Annotated in this window: 14 protein-coding genes and 1 pseudogene; 8 read left to right on the forward strand and 7 right to left on the reverse strand. The window is 54.1% G+C overall.

Going from position 1 to position 13007, the window contains the following annotated elements:
* A partial coding sequence (locus HP566_RS10660) for an IS3 family transposase (protein ID WP_249977300.1) occupies window positions 1-108 on the forward strand: 108 nt, incomplete at its 5' end.
* Here the strand turns inward: HP566_RS10660 and HP566_RS10665 are convergent.
* From HP566_RS10665 to HP566_RS10680, 4 genes are read right to left on the reverse strand one after another with little or no spacing between them, the layout of a single operon-like run.
* Entirely contained in the window at window positions 105-1136 is a 1032-nt protein-coding gene (locus HP566_RS10665) for a TniQ family protein (protein ID WP_249977243.1), read from the reverse strand. The genes HP566_RS10660 and HP566_RS10665 overlap by 4 nt on opposite strands.
* Window positions 1136-2020, reverse strand: coding sequence for a TniB family NTP-binding protein (locus tag HP566_RS10670; RefSeq protein WP_249977244.1), 885 nt, complete (start codon window positions 2018-2020; stop codon window positions 1136-1138). Before HP566_RS10670 ends, HP566_RS10665 begins: the two co-directional genes overlap by 1 nt.
* Window positions 2017-3945 (reverse strand): Mu transposase C-terminal domain-containing protein, encoded by a 1929-nt coding sequence (locus HP566_RS10675; protein ID WP_249977245.1) that lies wholly within the window; start codon window positions 3943-3945, stop codon window positions 2017-2019. The genes HP566_RS10670 and HP566_RS10675 overlap by 4 nt, the downstream gene beginning before the upstream one ends.
* Window positions 3938-4615 (reverse strand): TnsA endonuclease N-terminal domain-containing protein, encoded by a 678-nt coding sequence (locus tag HP566_RS10680; protein ID WP_249977246.1) that lies wholly within the window; start codon window positions 4613-4615, stop codon window positions 3938-3940. Before HP566_RS10680 ends, HP566_RS10675 begins: the two co-directional genes overlap by 8 nt.
* Window positions 4616-4756: 141 nt before the next feature.
* Between HP566_RS10680 and HP566_RS10685 the strand changes: the two are divergent.
* A pseudogene (locus tag HP566_RS10685) lies at window positions 4757-5419 on the forward strand (ATP-binding protein); the annotation flags it as partial.
* Here HP566_RS10685 and HP566_RS10690 read toward each other — a convergent pair.
* The gene (locus tag HP566_RS10690; protein WP_249977247.1) at window positions 5416-5991 is read right to left on the reverse strand and encodes an NADPH-dependent FMN reductase; all 576 of its coding nucleotides are present in this window, start codon (window positions 5989-5991) and stop codon (window positions 5416-5418) included. The pseudogene HP566_RS10685 and the gene HP566_RS10690 overlap by 4 nt on opposite strands.
* A gap of 28 nt (window positions 5992-6019) precedes the next feature.
* Window positions 6020-6988, reverse strand: a complete 969-nt coding sequence (locus tag HP566_RS10695) for an alpha/beta hydrolase (protein WP_249977248.1) — start codon at window positions 6986-6988, stop codon at window positions 6020-6022.
* 207 nt (window positions 6989-7195) lie between these two features.
* Between HP566_RS10695 and HP566_RS10700 the strand changes: the two genes are divergently transcribed.
* From HP566_RS10700 to HP566_RS10710, 3 genes are all read left to right on the forward strand, one after another.
* Window positions 7196-9370: a malate synthase G gene (locus HP566_RS10700; RefSeq protein ID WP_249977249.1), complete on the forward strand. Its 2175-nt coding sequence runs from the start codon at window positions 7196-7198 to the stop codon at window positions 9368-9370.
* 96 nt (window positions 9371-9466) lie between these two features.
* Window positions 9467-9880 carry a PaaI family thioesterase gene (locus tag HP566_RS10705; RefSeq protein WP_249977250.1) on the forward strand — a complete coding sequence of 138 codons (414 nt, stop codon included), beginning with the start codon at window positions 9467-9469 and terminating at the stop codon, window positions 9878-9880.
* A gap of 72 nt (window positions 9881-9952) precedes the next feature.
* Window positions 9953-10570: a nucleotidyltransferase family protein gene (locus HP566_RS10710; RefSeq protein ID WP_249977251.1), complete on the forward strand. Its 618-nt coding sequence runs from the start codon at window positions 9953-9955 to the stop codon at window positions 10568-10570.
* A gap of 71 nt (window positions 10571-10641) precedes the next feature.
* On the opposite strand, the gene HP566_RS10715 is transcribed toward HP566_RS10710, so the two are convergent.
* A complete protein-coding gene (locus tag HP566_RS10715; protein WP_249977252.1) occupies window positions 10642-11025 on the reverse strand; it encodes a DUF423 domain-containing protein in 384 nt (127 codons plus the stop codon).
* A gap of 141 nt (window positions 11026-11166) precedes the next feature.
* Here HP566_RS10715 and thiS point away from each other — a divergent pair, with 141 nt between their 5' ends.
* Genes thiS through trmB form a run of 3 tightly spaced genes read left to right on the forward strand, consistent with a single transcriptional unit; the run spans window position 11167 to window position 12983 of the window.
* The gene (gene thiS / locus HP566_RS10720) at window positions 11167-11388 is read left to right on the forward strand and encodes a sulfur carrier protein ThiS (RefSeq protein WP_249977253.1); all 222 of its coding nucleotides are present in this window, start codon (window positions 11167-11169) and stop codon (window positions 11386-11388) included.
* A 32-nt stretch (window positions 11389-11420) separates the two neighbouring features.
* On the forward strand, window positions 11421-12215 hold the full coding sequence (locus HP566_RS10725) for a thiazole synthase (protein WP_249977254.1): 795 nt from the start codon (window positions 11421-11423) through the stop codon (window positions 12213-12215).
* A 12-nt stretch (window positions 12216-12227) separates the two neighbouring features.
* The gene (trmB, locus tag HP566_RS10730; RefSeq protein ID WP_249977255.1) at window positions 12228-12983 is read left to right on the forward strand and encodes a tRNA (guanosine(46)-N7)-methyltransferase TrmB; all 756 of its coding nucleotides are present in this window, start codon (window positions 12228-12230) and stop codon (window positions 12981-12983) included.
* The last annotated feature ends 24 nt before the right edge of the window (window positions 12984-13007 follow it).

The raw sequence follows: 13007 nt of genomic DNA on the forward strand, positions 1-13007 counted from the left end.
AATTATATCGAAATGTTTTACAACCCAAAGCGCCGACACGGCACAAGTGATAACTTGTCACCGGTTGAGTATGAAAGGCGTTACTTTAAGAGCCTAACAGGTGTCTAGAATATCCGGGGCGGTTCATGGCTTGGTGGTGTGCGATAGCAATGAGTTACGGCTGGGCTATCGGATAAGAGGGCTATCATCGGCAAAAGAGCTACCGGTGGTGGTTTTCGTTGGTCATGAAGCGCTGTAGCCTTTACATCAGCATTAATAAAAGTTTTAACAGTTTCCTCTAGATCAATACTCAGCAAACGTTTTACCGCAACGAGTAATTCTCTACGCTCAGAAGCAGGCAGCAGCTCAAACGACAATCCTGACAAGGGCATCATGCTAGCAGTAATTGGTATACCTAAAGATCCTAGAGCATCAGCAAATGCTGACTCAGGACGTCGACTTGCGCGCCGTACCACGCTGAGGAAAAAACCAGCAATTGAAAACCATTCTGCAACGGCGATAGAGTTACCACCAACCGTGGCTATATCGTTCTTTAAAACGCGATCCGCCATCTTCTGGAAGGCTAACTCTTCAAGCGAAAGAGCTGTACACATGGTCTTACGAAAATCGTATTTGCACCGACTACACTGAGCTAAATGTACATCCTCGGCTATCAGCCGATGGGGCTCGATAGGTGCTTTGCAGGCAGGGCACTCATCGACCAGTTGTACACCATGCACGCTACAACCTGTATGCCAAGCAAGCCGCCAGTGTCGGCGAAGATAGGGGACTAAATCCCCCATAAAGCACAAAGGACAAAATTGCTGTCCACCACGGTGTGTCCGATTTCTGGTGCCCAGTGCTAGCAACCATGGCCAGGTGCGTGTTTCCGGTAAAGAGTAACCAGCAATTCTTTCGCAATCATAGCGTAATGCAGATTTCTGAAACTCGGAGGATGAGATGCCTGAAGCGTTTTTTAATGGACTCATTCTTACATCAGGAATTTCTCTATCGATATCCCGCGTCCAAACGCGCCATTTTGGCCAGATAGCCCCCGTAAGCACCAAAGGATCACAACCCTGCCTCAACGCCGCCCTGACTAACCATGACGAAAGAGACTCATCATGTAGCAGTGGTACATTGAGTGCCCACGGCATTAGAGCGTTATTTCCCTAATACCGCGCGTTGGCCGCACCCAGGACTTGCTCTTAATGACTTTCTCATCAATGCGCTCAGCACCGGAAAGAATAGCGGCGTTAGCACATTCGATAAGCAGCCGGTGCAGGTCTCCAAAGTTACCCCCGGATATCGCGTGGAGTTGTGTGGCCAGTTGTGGTTCATGCAAATGGGAGGGCTCTTTGAGCGGCAAAATCTTCTCAAATCCGGCAAGCAGTTTCTGAAAATCTTGATTGAGCTCCCACTTAGGTAAAGCTACGACGTCAAAGCGACTTGCATGCTGCGGGTCTGAATGAAGTACACGCACCGCATCCTGCGTCCCAACGCCAACGATCGGTATCATTAACTCATTACACAGGAGTTTGATGGCATTCATCGTTTCGCGCTGTTTAACGGCCCCGCCTGTTAAAAGTGAGTGAAATTCATCGATGATCAGTAAACGAGTATGGCAGGCTCGAAGTTGATGGATTACCTGGTAGCGCAGCTTGGGAACAGGATCTGTGGGACGGTAGGGAGCCCAAAAACTCTCCAACACCGCGATATAAAGGCTTTTCTCATCAGCACTCGGTGGGGCCTGAGTCACAATAACGGGCTTCACCGGCTCAGCGTCTTCATTGACGTAACCTTCTCCGTACTGTTTGTGAAAACGCTGGACGATGGTTGTCTTACCGTTATTAGAGTCTCCAACGATAAGTAGATTCGGCATTCGAGGCCGGCTTGGTTTCTCCATCAAACCTCGCATGGCTTCAATAATACGATTTGCCAACGGATAGCCCAACCATCTTGGCTGATCCATAAAATCAATTCGCTCTTTCGCTGAAAGCCCCAAGATATGCCGAAGGGCAGGATGGAGGTGTGTGCTCATGATATATCCCAGTTCACATCGATATCACCTGTTAACAGCCCATCACTATTGGAGAGTGCTTCTTGAGGTGCAGTAGTTTCAGGCGTATTCGAAAGAGGAGCTGCAGGTGTCACTTTTTTCTCATGCTCTTTACGTCGTTGAGCTTGCCGCCGGCTTCTTTTAGTCCGCGCCTGGGACTCCTCAACATGGGTTCGTAACTCACTAATAGCGCGTAGGATTTCTGTCTCATTAACTGAGTTTCTTCCTTCCTGGCGAAGACGCGCTTTGGCCTGGGCATATTCCCATACACTCATCGATGGAAGTGCTAGATTCGCAAAAGGAATTCGGAAATATTGCCCCAGTTCCGGGTCTTTGAACCAAATTGAGCTAATGTCGCGTGGGTCACGCCTAAAAACGAAGGTTCGTTTCTTGCTTGGGGTGTCTGGATCTTTTGCATTGATCCAAGGCCTTATTGCTTCATCGTAATAGTTGATGCCATCGATGGTCACACCAAAGGTCTGAATCGTGCGTTGAAAGCTTGGCAAAAAATCGAGCAACACAGAGAGCCTATCAGCTGGCCTTGGAGCTAAACCACCCCCCTGCACGTCGGCATTGCCAAACACACCGATTTCCCATTTTTTCATAGGCGACATACCGATTCCGGTATGTAAGCGCTGGTGATAAACCTTACAGATTAACGCCACAAGCCACTCTTCAAACTCGCTCTTAGTCATAGAGGCGTGCTTCTCCGAGTCGTACCCCTCTTTGTCCTTGATTGAAGAGAAGGTAGTGCCTGGAAGATTATGAATCTCCTTAAGAAGCGAACCTAACACTCGCTCAATGTGACCACCGTAGCGAGGTTGTTTTACGGGCCGAAATTCAAGGTTAATCCCATAGGCTAAACATGAACGCCGAAAGGTCTCTGAACGGAAATCAGGACCGTTATCGACATGAATCGTGTTTGGCGTACCCCATACCGGCCAGTCAGCCTCAACATTATGCAACAGCAGCCATTCATCCTTGGGGAGCATGGAATGGGCCACGCACATGCCTACCGAAGTCTCAGAGGGAGGGTCAAATGAAAGATAGTAACCAGTGACTACTCGGCTACAAACGTCCATAGCGAGTGTTATCCATGGTCGCCCAATGGGCTTGCGATAAACATCATCGACCAAAATAATATCGGCGGGTGTGTGGTCAATTTGCATCACGGCTAACGGATAATCAGCATTCGGAAATTTTCCAGCGGCCGGCTGAAACCTGTTGATGGCTTTTTCTCTAAAGCCATGTCCACGCAACCTATCACGCTCAGGTATGGAACGAATGCGAGCTCGCACAGTGCCAGGGCTAGGAGGGTCGATACGTCGTTCATGACAACGTCGCATTACTTCCTGAACAGCCTTTTGGGCTGAAGGGCGCTGTAACGTCAAATAAACCTCTTTGATAACCTCCTGAATGACTGCCTCTGCATGAGCGGGTATACGTGAATTACCTTTTCTCCACCCTCGCTTCTGAGGTATCAGAGCAAGTACAGAACCAGTAGCTCGATATCGTTTCAACCATCTATATAGAGTGGCCGTATCGATCCCTGTTTCTTTGGCACGCTCCTCAGCCGCCTCACGTCCGATGGTATCCCGATCGATTAATGGCTTAATGATCGAGAAACGATGCTCTGCCTCACGCCAGTCCGAATCACCTACATCAGACAAGTCAGGTGCGGGTCTGGTAGGTACGCTATCAATGGGCATCAACTCTTTTATTCGCAGTGGACTACTACGCCCAGACTCAACTGCAATGCCCATGACAGTTTCAAAATCGAGCACCTGCGTGATTCGATAGATTATGTCTCCCTTTTGGACATGCTCACCCACCACGATTTGCACTTGTTGGCGTGTTAGCGTGACGACAGATTCTTGTTTAGGGGTATTGGAACGATAGTCACTCATAATCTGGTATCCATACCTCCGAAAAGGGGCTAAATGGTTGAGCTATATCGCAATCTATCTGCCTTGTGGCCAACAAATGCCATAAATGAGAGATGCCCTCTGCGCGGTAAATACCCATAAAGTGTCGGGCAAGCAGATAATCTAATGACACTGCGCCCATCTCTCTAACCGTTTTCAACACTTCATGGCTCTCTTCATGAGGAAAGACCATTCGCTTGTATCGCGTTAGGAAAGTGATGTTTTCAAACGTCTTGTCTCTAATGCGACTTTCATCATGAATGCGAAAAGACCAGCCTTCGTTTTGGGCATGCCGCAGAGCAGCCTTCCATTTCGGTGACCAATCACGCCAATGCTCTTGCCACTTTGCCTGTGGCTTAACCTCAACCAACAATGGCTTCGGGTAGTCCTCGTAATGGCGACTGCCGAGGCGGTAATAAACCAAATAATCTGGGGTATAGGTGTAACGTCTTCCAGTAACTGGATGGTGGAACGGAATCTCACATGGCTGAGAAATCACTCCCAATACGTTCAGGTCAAAGTCAGCCTTCACAAGAAAGTCACGTTCAAGCGTCGACTCGAAAGCGATAGATTCTTCGCCTCGAAACGCATAGAAGCCAGACACACTCCGGCGAGTAGGGCCGATTTTACGAACAGATGTTGGAAGTGTCATGGACTGTCGCACCAAATATTGAAAAATTAATGGCTTGTCGCAGCTATTTGCATACTTTTCGTCGCATTCAATTTTAAATAGATTACCATAATAGACTGATATTACGCTTTAAGCGTCGCATTAATTGCCGAAAATGACAGTGGCTCAAAACCGAAACCGGGAGAGATATCCCTTGCGCATCATGGGGTGCTGTTTTTAGACGAACTGCCGGAGTTTTCCCGCCATGTGCTTGAAGTCCTCCGCCAACCCTTGGAAACAGGAGAAATCCACCTCTCGCGAGCCAGCCACGAACGCCGTTACCCAGCACAATTTCAGTTAGTGGCCGCCATGAACCCTTGCCCCTGTGGCCATCTAGGTGACCCACGCCAGCGCTGCCAATGCACCGCCAGCCAGATTCAGCGCTATCAGGCGCGACTTTCCGGGCCACTGTTGGATCGCATCGACCTCCAGGTTGAAGTCCCCGCGCTACCACCGGAACAGCTCACCGCCCAAACCCAAGGCGAGCCTTCCAGCGCGGTGCGCGAACGGGTAATGGCCGCCAGGGAACGGCAGATGGCGCGGGGCGCGCTGAACAGCCAACTAAGCGGCAAAGCCCTGGAAGCCGCCTGCGCACTGCACGATGAAGAACGCGCCTGGCTGGCAAGGGTACTGGAAAAGCTCAAACTTTCCGCCCGCGCCTACCATCGCGTGTTGCGGGTAGCACTTACCCTGGCCGACTTACAGGGCGAACCCAAACCCAGCCAACCGCACTTTATCGAAGCTATTGGCTACCGGCAGTTGGATAGGCTGTTGAAGGGGGCTTAACCGTAATGAGCCGCCAGCGTATCCACCAGCCGCTTGCAGAGAGCATCCAGCTTTTGACCGGTCGTCTCATCCTTCAGTCCGCCGGCTTCATTAAACGCACTGTTTGCCTTCCCTAGCGATAAGGGCTGTGGCAAGACGGTTAAACTCAGGTTCGCCAGTAACTGTTGCCCTATCGGCAGTGCACGGATGCCCCCTAACCCACCGGGGGAAGCCGCTACCAGCGCTGCCCATTTACCTGCAAAAAGCCCTAACCCAGGTGCCCCCCCATAGGGGCGCGAAAGCCAATCCAGCGTGTTTTTCAACAGCGGCGTAATAAAACCGTTGTACTCCGGTGATGCAATCAGCAGTGCCTGATGGTCGGCAAGAATCTCGCGCAACCTAAGCACATTCTCCGGCATACCCTGGGCTTCAATGTCGCCATCAAACAGCGGGCAGGGGTAGTCTTTTAAATCAACAAAGGTGGCCTGCCCACCCTGGGCCTCAATGCGCTGTGCTGCCAGTTTCGCTAGCTGTTTATTTAACGAACCTGCTCTGGCACTACCAGCAAATACAAGTATTTTGGGGGCTGTCATCTCATCCTCCTGGTCAAACTCAATCGTATTAATGCACGTTTTCAATAAAGCTATCTAACGCCCTAAACAGCTCATCTCTTATCGGCTCGGCCTCGTTGACCAGGTGATGGCGGGCTTCCGGGTGGCGGTGAATCTCGGCATTGGGAAACTTCTCCGCCAGAATCGCCAGATTCCACTCCCAATCTACGGTTAAGTCCTGCTCGCCCTGCAGTATCAATGTCGGCAGCGGGTTGGGCTCCAGTGCCAACAAACGCGGCATCCAGCGCCGCATCGCGGTAATCCAGGCAATGCTTAAACGTTCGGGTTGCAGCGGATCCTGGTCGCGCAAAAAATCCGTGAACTGTTCATCGGTTGAGTTGGGCCGGTATTTACGCGGCAGCGCTTTCACAAACGGGCTTGCAATTAAGTGTAGCCAACTGGCCTGGCTCCACCGCCAGGGACGCACCAGCGGCGCCAATAGCACCAGGCCAGACCACCCTGCGGCCTCACGGCGGGTAAGCGCGTCGGTCGATAGTATGGCTGCCCCAGTACTCTGCCCGACACCCAGCCACGGTGTAGGAGCCATGCCCTGCGCTCGCAACATTTCCTGCACATACATTAAACAGTGCTGGTAATCGTCAAAATCTTCGATTTCTGCTCGTGGGCCACTGGAAAGACCATGGCCTGGCAGATCCCATAACACTACCCGCCAGCCTTTTGCCAACAGGCAGCTAAGCAGGTGACGATAAAGCCCCAGGTGGTCAAAGTAACCGTGAACGACAAAAGCAGTGCCGGTGGGAGCAGGGGGGCTCCACACCTGACACCACAGGGCAAAACGGCCGGTATCAATAAACCCGGCATGCACTTCGCTGGTATCGTTAAGTAGTGTTTCCAGACCGTAGTGGCGAAAGTAGTCATGCATGGCCTCCGTCAACGCTTCCCCCGGCGATAACCGGGAGAGCGGTAACTCGCCCGCTGCTTGCCTGAACAAGCCTTCCAAATGCTGGAAATCATGCATCAAAGTCTCTCCGTGAACGCCACTCTTCCATGGGCCCAGGCAGGCCAGCAGCGGCTGCCTCTCTCATCATTTGGTCGAGCATTTTGCTGCTTTAGGGTCTACGCTGTTTACATGCCTCCTCAGGTGTGGAAGTATTTTCCATAAATCCACTTTTACCCTGACCGTGGTTCTTTAACAACCCACGGGCACCTTCACAGGAGAAACCCCATGAGCGAGCGTATCACGCGTCACCGTTTACAGGTGGCAGCCGACCTAGACCGTTTCATCAACGAGCAGGCTCTGCCGGGAACTGGCGTCGATGAAAGCGCCTTCTGGGCTGGTGTCGATGCCCTGTTCCACGATTTGACCCCAAAAAACCGCCAACTACTCGAAGAGCGCGATACGCTGCAAGAGAAGCTGGATGTCTGGCACCGTGAAAATCCCGGCCCGGTGAACGATATGCCCGCTTACCGCCGTTTTCTGAAAGAGGCTGGCTACCTGGTTGAAGCACCAAACAATGTCAAAGCCACGACCGCTAATGTTGACCGGGAAGTGGCGACTCAGGCAGGTCCGCAATTGGTCGTCCCGGTCAGCAACGCCCGTTACGCACTTAACGCGGCTAATGCACGCTGGGGCAGCCTGTACGATGCACTGTATGGAACCGATGCGATCTCGGAAGAAGATGGCGCTGAAAAAGGGGCCAGCTTCAACCCCAAGAGGGGTGAAAAAGTTATCGCCTATGCCCGTGGCGTACTGGATCGTGCCGCGCCGCTGGCCACTGGCTCCCACCGGGATGCCGTAAAGTATGCCATTCGCGATGGACATCTGGTGGTTAGCCTGGAAGGCGGACGTGAAACCGGCCTGCAGGACTCTGGCAAACTCATTGGCTTCAACGGCGACACCTCAGCTCCTGAGTCGATCCTGCTGGCCAATAACGGTCTGCACCTGGAAATTCAGATTGATGCCAGCCATCCGATTGGCAAAACCGACCCGGCGAACGTGAAAGACGTCGTGGTGGAAGCAGCCCTGACCACCATTATGGACTGCGAGGACTCTGTCGCCGCAGTGGATTCAGAAGACAAAGTAGGTGTGTACAGCAACTGGCTCGGCCTGATGAAGGGCGACCTGGAAGAGAACATCGAGAAAGGCGGTAAAACCTTCACTCGTAAGCTCCATTCTGATCGCACCTGGCAGACCACCGATGGCGGCTCCATCACCCTGCCAGGGCGCTCACTGATGTTCGTGCGTAATGTGGGCCACCTGATGACCACGCCAGCCATGCTGGACGAAAATGGCAACGAACTTCCGGAAGGCATTCTGGATGCGGTGGTCACCTCCCTGATAGCCCTGCACGATCTGAAGAAAGATGCCGACCAGCCACGCAACTCGCGCACCGGCTCTGTGTACATCGTGAAACCCAAAATGCACGGCCCTAAAGAAGTCGCCTTTGCCAACGAGCTGTTTGGCCGGGTGGAAGACATTCTGGGCATGAGCCGCGATACCCTGAAAATGGGCATCATGGATGAAGAGCGCCGTACCACGGTGAATCTAAAAGCATGTATTACTGAAGCGGCCTCCCGTGTTGCCTTTATCAATACCGGCTTCCTCGACCGTACCGGGGACGAGATGCATACCGCGATGGAAGCGGGCCCGATGGTGCGCAAGGGCGATATGAAAAGCGCCGCCTGGATTCAGGCCTACGAGAAGAGCAACGTACAAGTGGGCCTTGCCTGTGGGCTGCGTGGCCGCGCCCAGATCGGTAAAGGCATGTGGGCCATGCCGGACCTGATGCACAGTATGCTTGAGCAGAAAATCGGCCACCCGAAAGCAGGTGCCAACACCGCTTGGGTACCTTCGCCCACAGCAGCAACCCTACATGCACTGCATTACCATCAGGTGAGTGTGAGCGATGTCCAGCGTGAACTGGAGGCTCAGGGTGAGCCGGACTTTCTGGACGATCTGCTAACCGTGCCGGTGGCGGAAAACGCAAACTGGTCTGATGAGGAAATTCAACAAGAGCTGGATAACAACTGCCAGGGTATTCTGGGCTACGTCGTACGCTGGGTGGAGCACGGCGTGGGCTGCTCCAAGGTACCGGATATCCACAATGTTGGCCTGATGGAAGACCGCGCGACCCTGCGCATCTCCAGCCAACATATCGCCAACTGGCTGCACCACGGCATTGTCGATGCACCGCGAGTGGAAGAGACCCTCAAGCGTATGGCCAAAGTGGTGGATGAGCAGAACGCAGGTGATCCAACCTACACCGCCATGAGTGCTGATTTCGAAGACTCTACCGCCTTCAAGGCCGCTTCTGATCTGGTATTCAAAGGGCGCGTACAGCCGTCTGGCTACACCGAGCCGCTACTGCATGAGTGGCGTCAGGTACACAAGGCCAAATAAGCTATCCCGCTGACTGGCCCAACCAGCCCCAAGGCTCGCTCCTTGGGGCTTTTTTCATTATGCTTGCTTACGTTGACGTTAAGGAGAATAACAACAATGACCGTAATGACTGTCGAGCAGATTGAGTATTTCCTGGATGAGGTATTCCCCCAACGGATGGGAAAAATAGTGAACGTAGGCGAAATGACCGCCACCATGCGCCTGGCAATTGGCAATGAGCATCTTCGCCCTGGCCCAAGGGTCTCTGGCCCGACCATGATGGGCTTCGCGGATGTCGCCATGTACGTCGCCATTTTGGCGCAAATTGGTCCAGAACCCATGGCGGTTACCAGCGACTTAAACTGCCACTTTTTACGCGCGGCATCCGGCGATCACGACATTATCGCCCATGCCAGACTGATCAAACTGGGTCGCCGCCTGGCGGTAGGTGAAGTACAGGTATTCTCAGCCAGCGATGACACACGCCCAGTGGTGCATGTTACCGCCAGCTATGCACTGCCCGTGGCCTGAGAACAACTGACATCGGGCTATCTCAGCCACCACAACAGATACCGTCAGGGGACAGCATGGAAAAAAACCTCGATGATCTCTAGCAACGTTGTCGCTTTAGTGATGGCTGCCGGCTACTCCCGGCGTTTTGGTCAGCGTGACAAACGCTGCGCTTCTCTCGCCAACGGGTGCTCGCTGCTAGCAACCTCTGTCGCCCATGCAAAGCAAGCCTTTCCTGTGCTGCGTGTGGCGATTCGCGAAGAGGACGACACAACCCTGCTCGGCCTTCCAGAGAGCACACCCCTGATTCGACTTCGGCAGGCACACCAGGGGCTGGGGTCGAGTCTGGCCGAAGCGGTGGAGGCACTCAGCAATGACTCCTGCCTTAACAGCGTAGCAGCGGTAGCCATTTTATTGGGCGATATGCCCTGCCTGCAGCAAGACACACTACTGACGTTACAGCAGCTAGCTACCCACGACACCATCGTGCGGCCCTGCTATGCAGGTAAACAGGGCCACCCAGTCATTTTTGGACGTACTCTCTGGCCAGCATTTGCATCGTTGAGCGGCAATAGTGGTGCTCAAGAACTGATTCGGCGCCACCCGTCGCACTACCGTATGTATGACGTGCAGGACGCAGGCACGCTGATTGATATCGACACACCAGAGGAAATCGCGTGTGTGAATAACCGTAGCATTGAACAGGCCTAAGCGCTAAACAGCATCACTGCTGTCACCGGGCTGATAGTTGAGTAACATAACAGGAACGAAGCACCACCTGTTTATGCAGAGCGCCCCATCAGAGCAACGATGGCGAGTGCCAGCCAGCCCGCGATGAGTAGCAGGCCTCCCATGGGCGTGACAATACCCACATTTAGCCCGGCCAGCGCCATCAGGTAAAGCGAACCTGAAAACGCCGCGATACCCGACGCCCATAACATCAACACAATATGCTGCCCCGGATGCTGCCAATGGCTGCGCCAGGCAAGCACTGCCAGCATGGCAAGGGTATGCCACGCCTGGTAGCGCACACCGGTTTCAACCACACTGACCATGGCAGCGCTGGTTCTCGCCGCCAGCCCGTGGGCTGCATAGGCCCCTAACATCACCATCAGTGCTCCTGAAAGTGCTGCCAAACACCACCACGGCTTGTCTAATCGTTGCATGCCTTGCTCCTTTCGCCGGTGTTCGTCACTGTCACCGGCTTATCCAACCTTGCAGATATTCACGCCACTACATACCTTGCGCGGCACGAAACCGCTACAATAGAGTACGTTTTGCATCACCCAATGGGACACTCAACGTTTATGTCTACCTTCAACGAGTCGACACAGCTTACGCTCAACGGCGAACCCTACGCCATTGCCCCAGGGCTGACAGCCGCTGACCTTGTTGAACAGCTTGGTCTTGGCGGGCGCCGCATCGCCGTAGAAATCAACGAACAGATTGTGCCCAAAAGCCAGCTGGCTGCAACCTCGCTCGCCGACGGCGATCAGATCGAAGTGGTCCACGCTATCGGTGGCGGCTAACACTGCCGCTGGTGCTTTTTCAAGGAATCGCTATGACGCAACTGACCAATACACCGCTCACCATCGCCGGACGCAACTTCAACTCCCGCCTGTTGGTGGGCACCGGAAAGTATAAAGACTTTACTGAAACCGGTGCCGCCATTGCCCAAAGCGGTGCTGAAATCGTCACCTTTGCCGTTCGCCGCACCAACCTTGGCCAGGATGCCGACGCACCCAACCTGCTGGATGTGATCTCACCACAACGCTACACCCTGCTGCCCAATACCGCAGGCTGTTACACCGCCAAAGATGCCGTGCGCACCTGCCGTCTGGCGCGTGAGCTACTGGATGGCCACAATCTGGTCAAACTGGAAGTATTGGGCGACGATCACACGCTTTACCCCAACGTGGTCGAGACTCTGAAAGCCGCCGAGACACTGCTGACCGATGGATTCGATGTAATGGTGTATACCAGCGACGACCCCATTGTGGCACGGGAATTGGAAGCCATGGGCTGCTGCGCCATCATGCCGCTGGGTTCGCTGATTGGCTCGGGTCACGGTATCCAGAATCCGCACAACGTACGCCTGATTGTTGAACAAAGCAGCGTCCCGGTACTGGTGGATGCAGGCATTGGTACCGCTTCCGATGCGGCGATGGCCATGGAGCTAGGCTGCGATGGCGTACTGCTCAACACTGCTATTGCCTACGCCCGCGATCCACTACGCATGGCCAACGCCATGAAACTTGCCGTAGAAGCAGGCCGCGATGCGTTTTTGGCAGGCCGCATGCCGCGCCGCCAGAGCGCTGATCCCTCTTCGCCTTTTGCTGGCCGGATTAACGGCTGATACAGAGACACCATGACCGATACGAACGACACCGCGCCCGACAATAGCGTCACCACCACTGGCCCCGAAAGCGCCGATGCGCCGTTGCATCGCCGTGGGATTAAAAGCTATGTGATTCGCGCAGGACGCATGACCCAAGCCCAACAGCGTGGCCTGGAAGAGGTATGGCCGCGCTTGGGATTAACCATTGCCGATGGCCGCCAGGATTTGGACGCCCTGTTTGGTCGCCGGGCTCCCCGCGTGGTGGAAATTGGCTTTGGCATGGGCAACTCACTGATTGAACAGGCTGGGCGCCACCCGGATACCGATTTTATCGGCATCGAAGTGCACGCCCCCGGCGTTGGCAAGCTGTTGGATGAAGTGGATAAACGCGGCTTAACCAACCTGCGTGTCTACCGTGAAGACGCCCTGGCGGTACTGGAACAGTGCCTGCCGGAAGGCTCGCTCACTACCCTGCAACTGTTTTTCCCCGACCCGTGGCCAAAAAAGAAGCACCACAAGCGGCGTATTGTGCAGCCCGCCTTTGCGGAGCTGATTCGTACCCGCCTGCAACCTGGTGGCACGTTTCACATGGCGACCGACTGGAAAGCGTATGCCGAGTGGATGGCCGAGGTGATGGAGTCCGCCCCCGGCTACGCCAATACCGCCAGTGCCGACACCGCGCCCTTTGTTCCGCGTCCGGATTTTCGTCCGCTGACCAAGTTTGAAGCTCGCGGTGAAAAACTGGGCCACGGCGTCTGGGACCTGATCTACCGCCGGGAAGGCTAAATCAGGTACTGGAGCGGTGGCGCC

It is taken from the genome of Vreelandella olivaria, assembly GCF_023507745.1.
GTDB lineage: Bacteria > Pseudomonadota > Gammaproteobacteria > Pseudomonadales > Halomonadaceae > Vreelandella > Vreelandella olivaria_A.

What these genes read in the sequence shown, in the direction of transcription:
- thiS (WP_249977253.1), top strand. Translation starts at nt 11,167, where the DNA reads ATGTCTACCTTCAACGAGTCGACACAGCTTACGCTCAACGGCGAACCC.
- HP566_RS10705 (WP_249977250.1), top strand. Translation starts at nt 9,467, where the DNA reads ATGACCGTAATGACTGTCGAGCAGATTGAGTATTTCCTGGATGAGGTA.
- HP566_RS10700 (WP_249977249.1), top strand. Translation starts at nt 7,196, where the DNA reads ATGAGCGAGCGTATCACGCGTCACCGTTTACAGGTGGCAGCCGACCTA.
- HP566_RS10695 (WP_249977248.1), bottom strand. Translation starts at nt 6,988, where the DNA reads ATGCATGATTTCCAGCATTTGGAAGGCTTGTTCAGGCAAGCAGCGGGC.
- HP566_RS10665 (WP_249977243.1), bottom strand. Translation starts at nt 1,136, where the DNA reads ATGCCGTGGGCACTCAATGTACCACTGCTACATGATGAGTCTCTTTCG.
- trmB (WP_249977255.1), top strand. Translation starts at nt 12,228, where the DNA reads ATGACCGATACGAACGACACCGCGCCCGACAATAGCGTCACCACCACT.
- HP566_RS10715 (WP_249977252.1), bottom strand. Translation starts at nt 11,025, where the DNA reads ATGCAACGATTAGACAAGCCGTGGTGGTGTTTGGCAGCACTTTCAGGA.
- HP566_RS10710 (WP_249977251.1), top strand. Translation starts at nt 9,953, where the DNA reads ATGATCTCTAGCAACGTTGTCGCTTTAGTGATGGCTGCCGGCTACTCC.
- HP566_RS10670 (WP_249977244.1), bottom strand. Translation starts at nt 2,020, where the DNA reads ATGAGCACACACCTCCATCCTGCCCTTCGGCATATCTTGGGGCTTTCA.
- HP566_RS10675 (WP_249977245.1), bottom strand. Translation starts at nt 3,945, where the DNA reads ATGAGTGACTATCGTTCCAATACCCCTAAACAAGAATCTGTCGTCACG.
- HP566_RS10690 (WP_249977247.1), bottom strand. Translation starts at nt 5,991, where the DNA reads ATGACAGCCCCCAAAATACTTGTATTTGCTGGTAGTGCCAGAGCAGGT.
- HP566_RS10680 (WP_249977246.1), bottom strand. Translation starts at nt 4,615, where the DNA reads ATGACACTTCCAACATCTGTTCGTAAAATCGGCCCTACTCGCCGGAGT.
- HP566_RS10725 (WP_249977254.1), top strand. Translation starts at nt 11,421, where the DNA reads ATGACGCAACTGACCAATACACCGCTCACCATCGCCGGACGCAACTTC.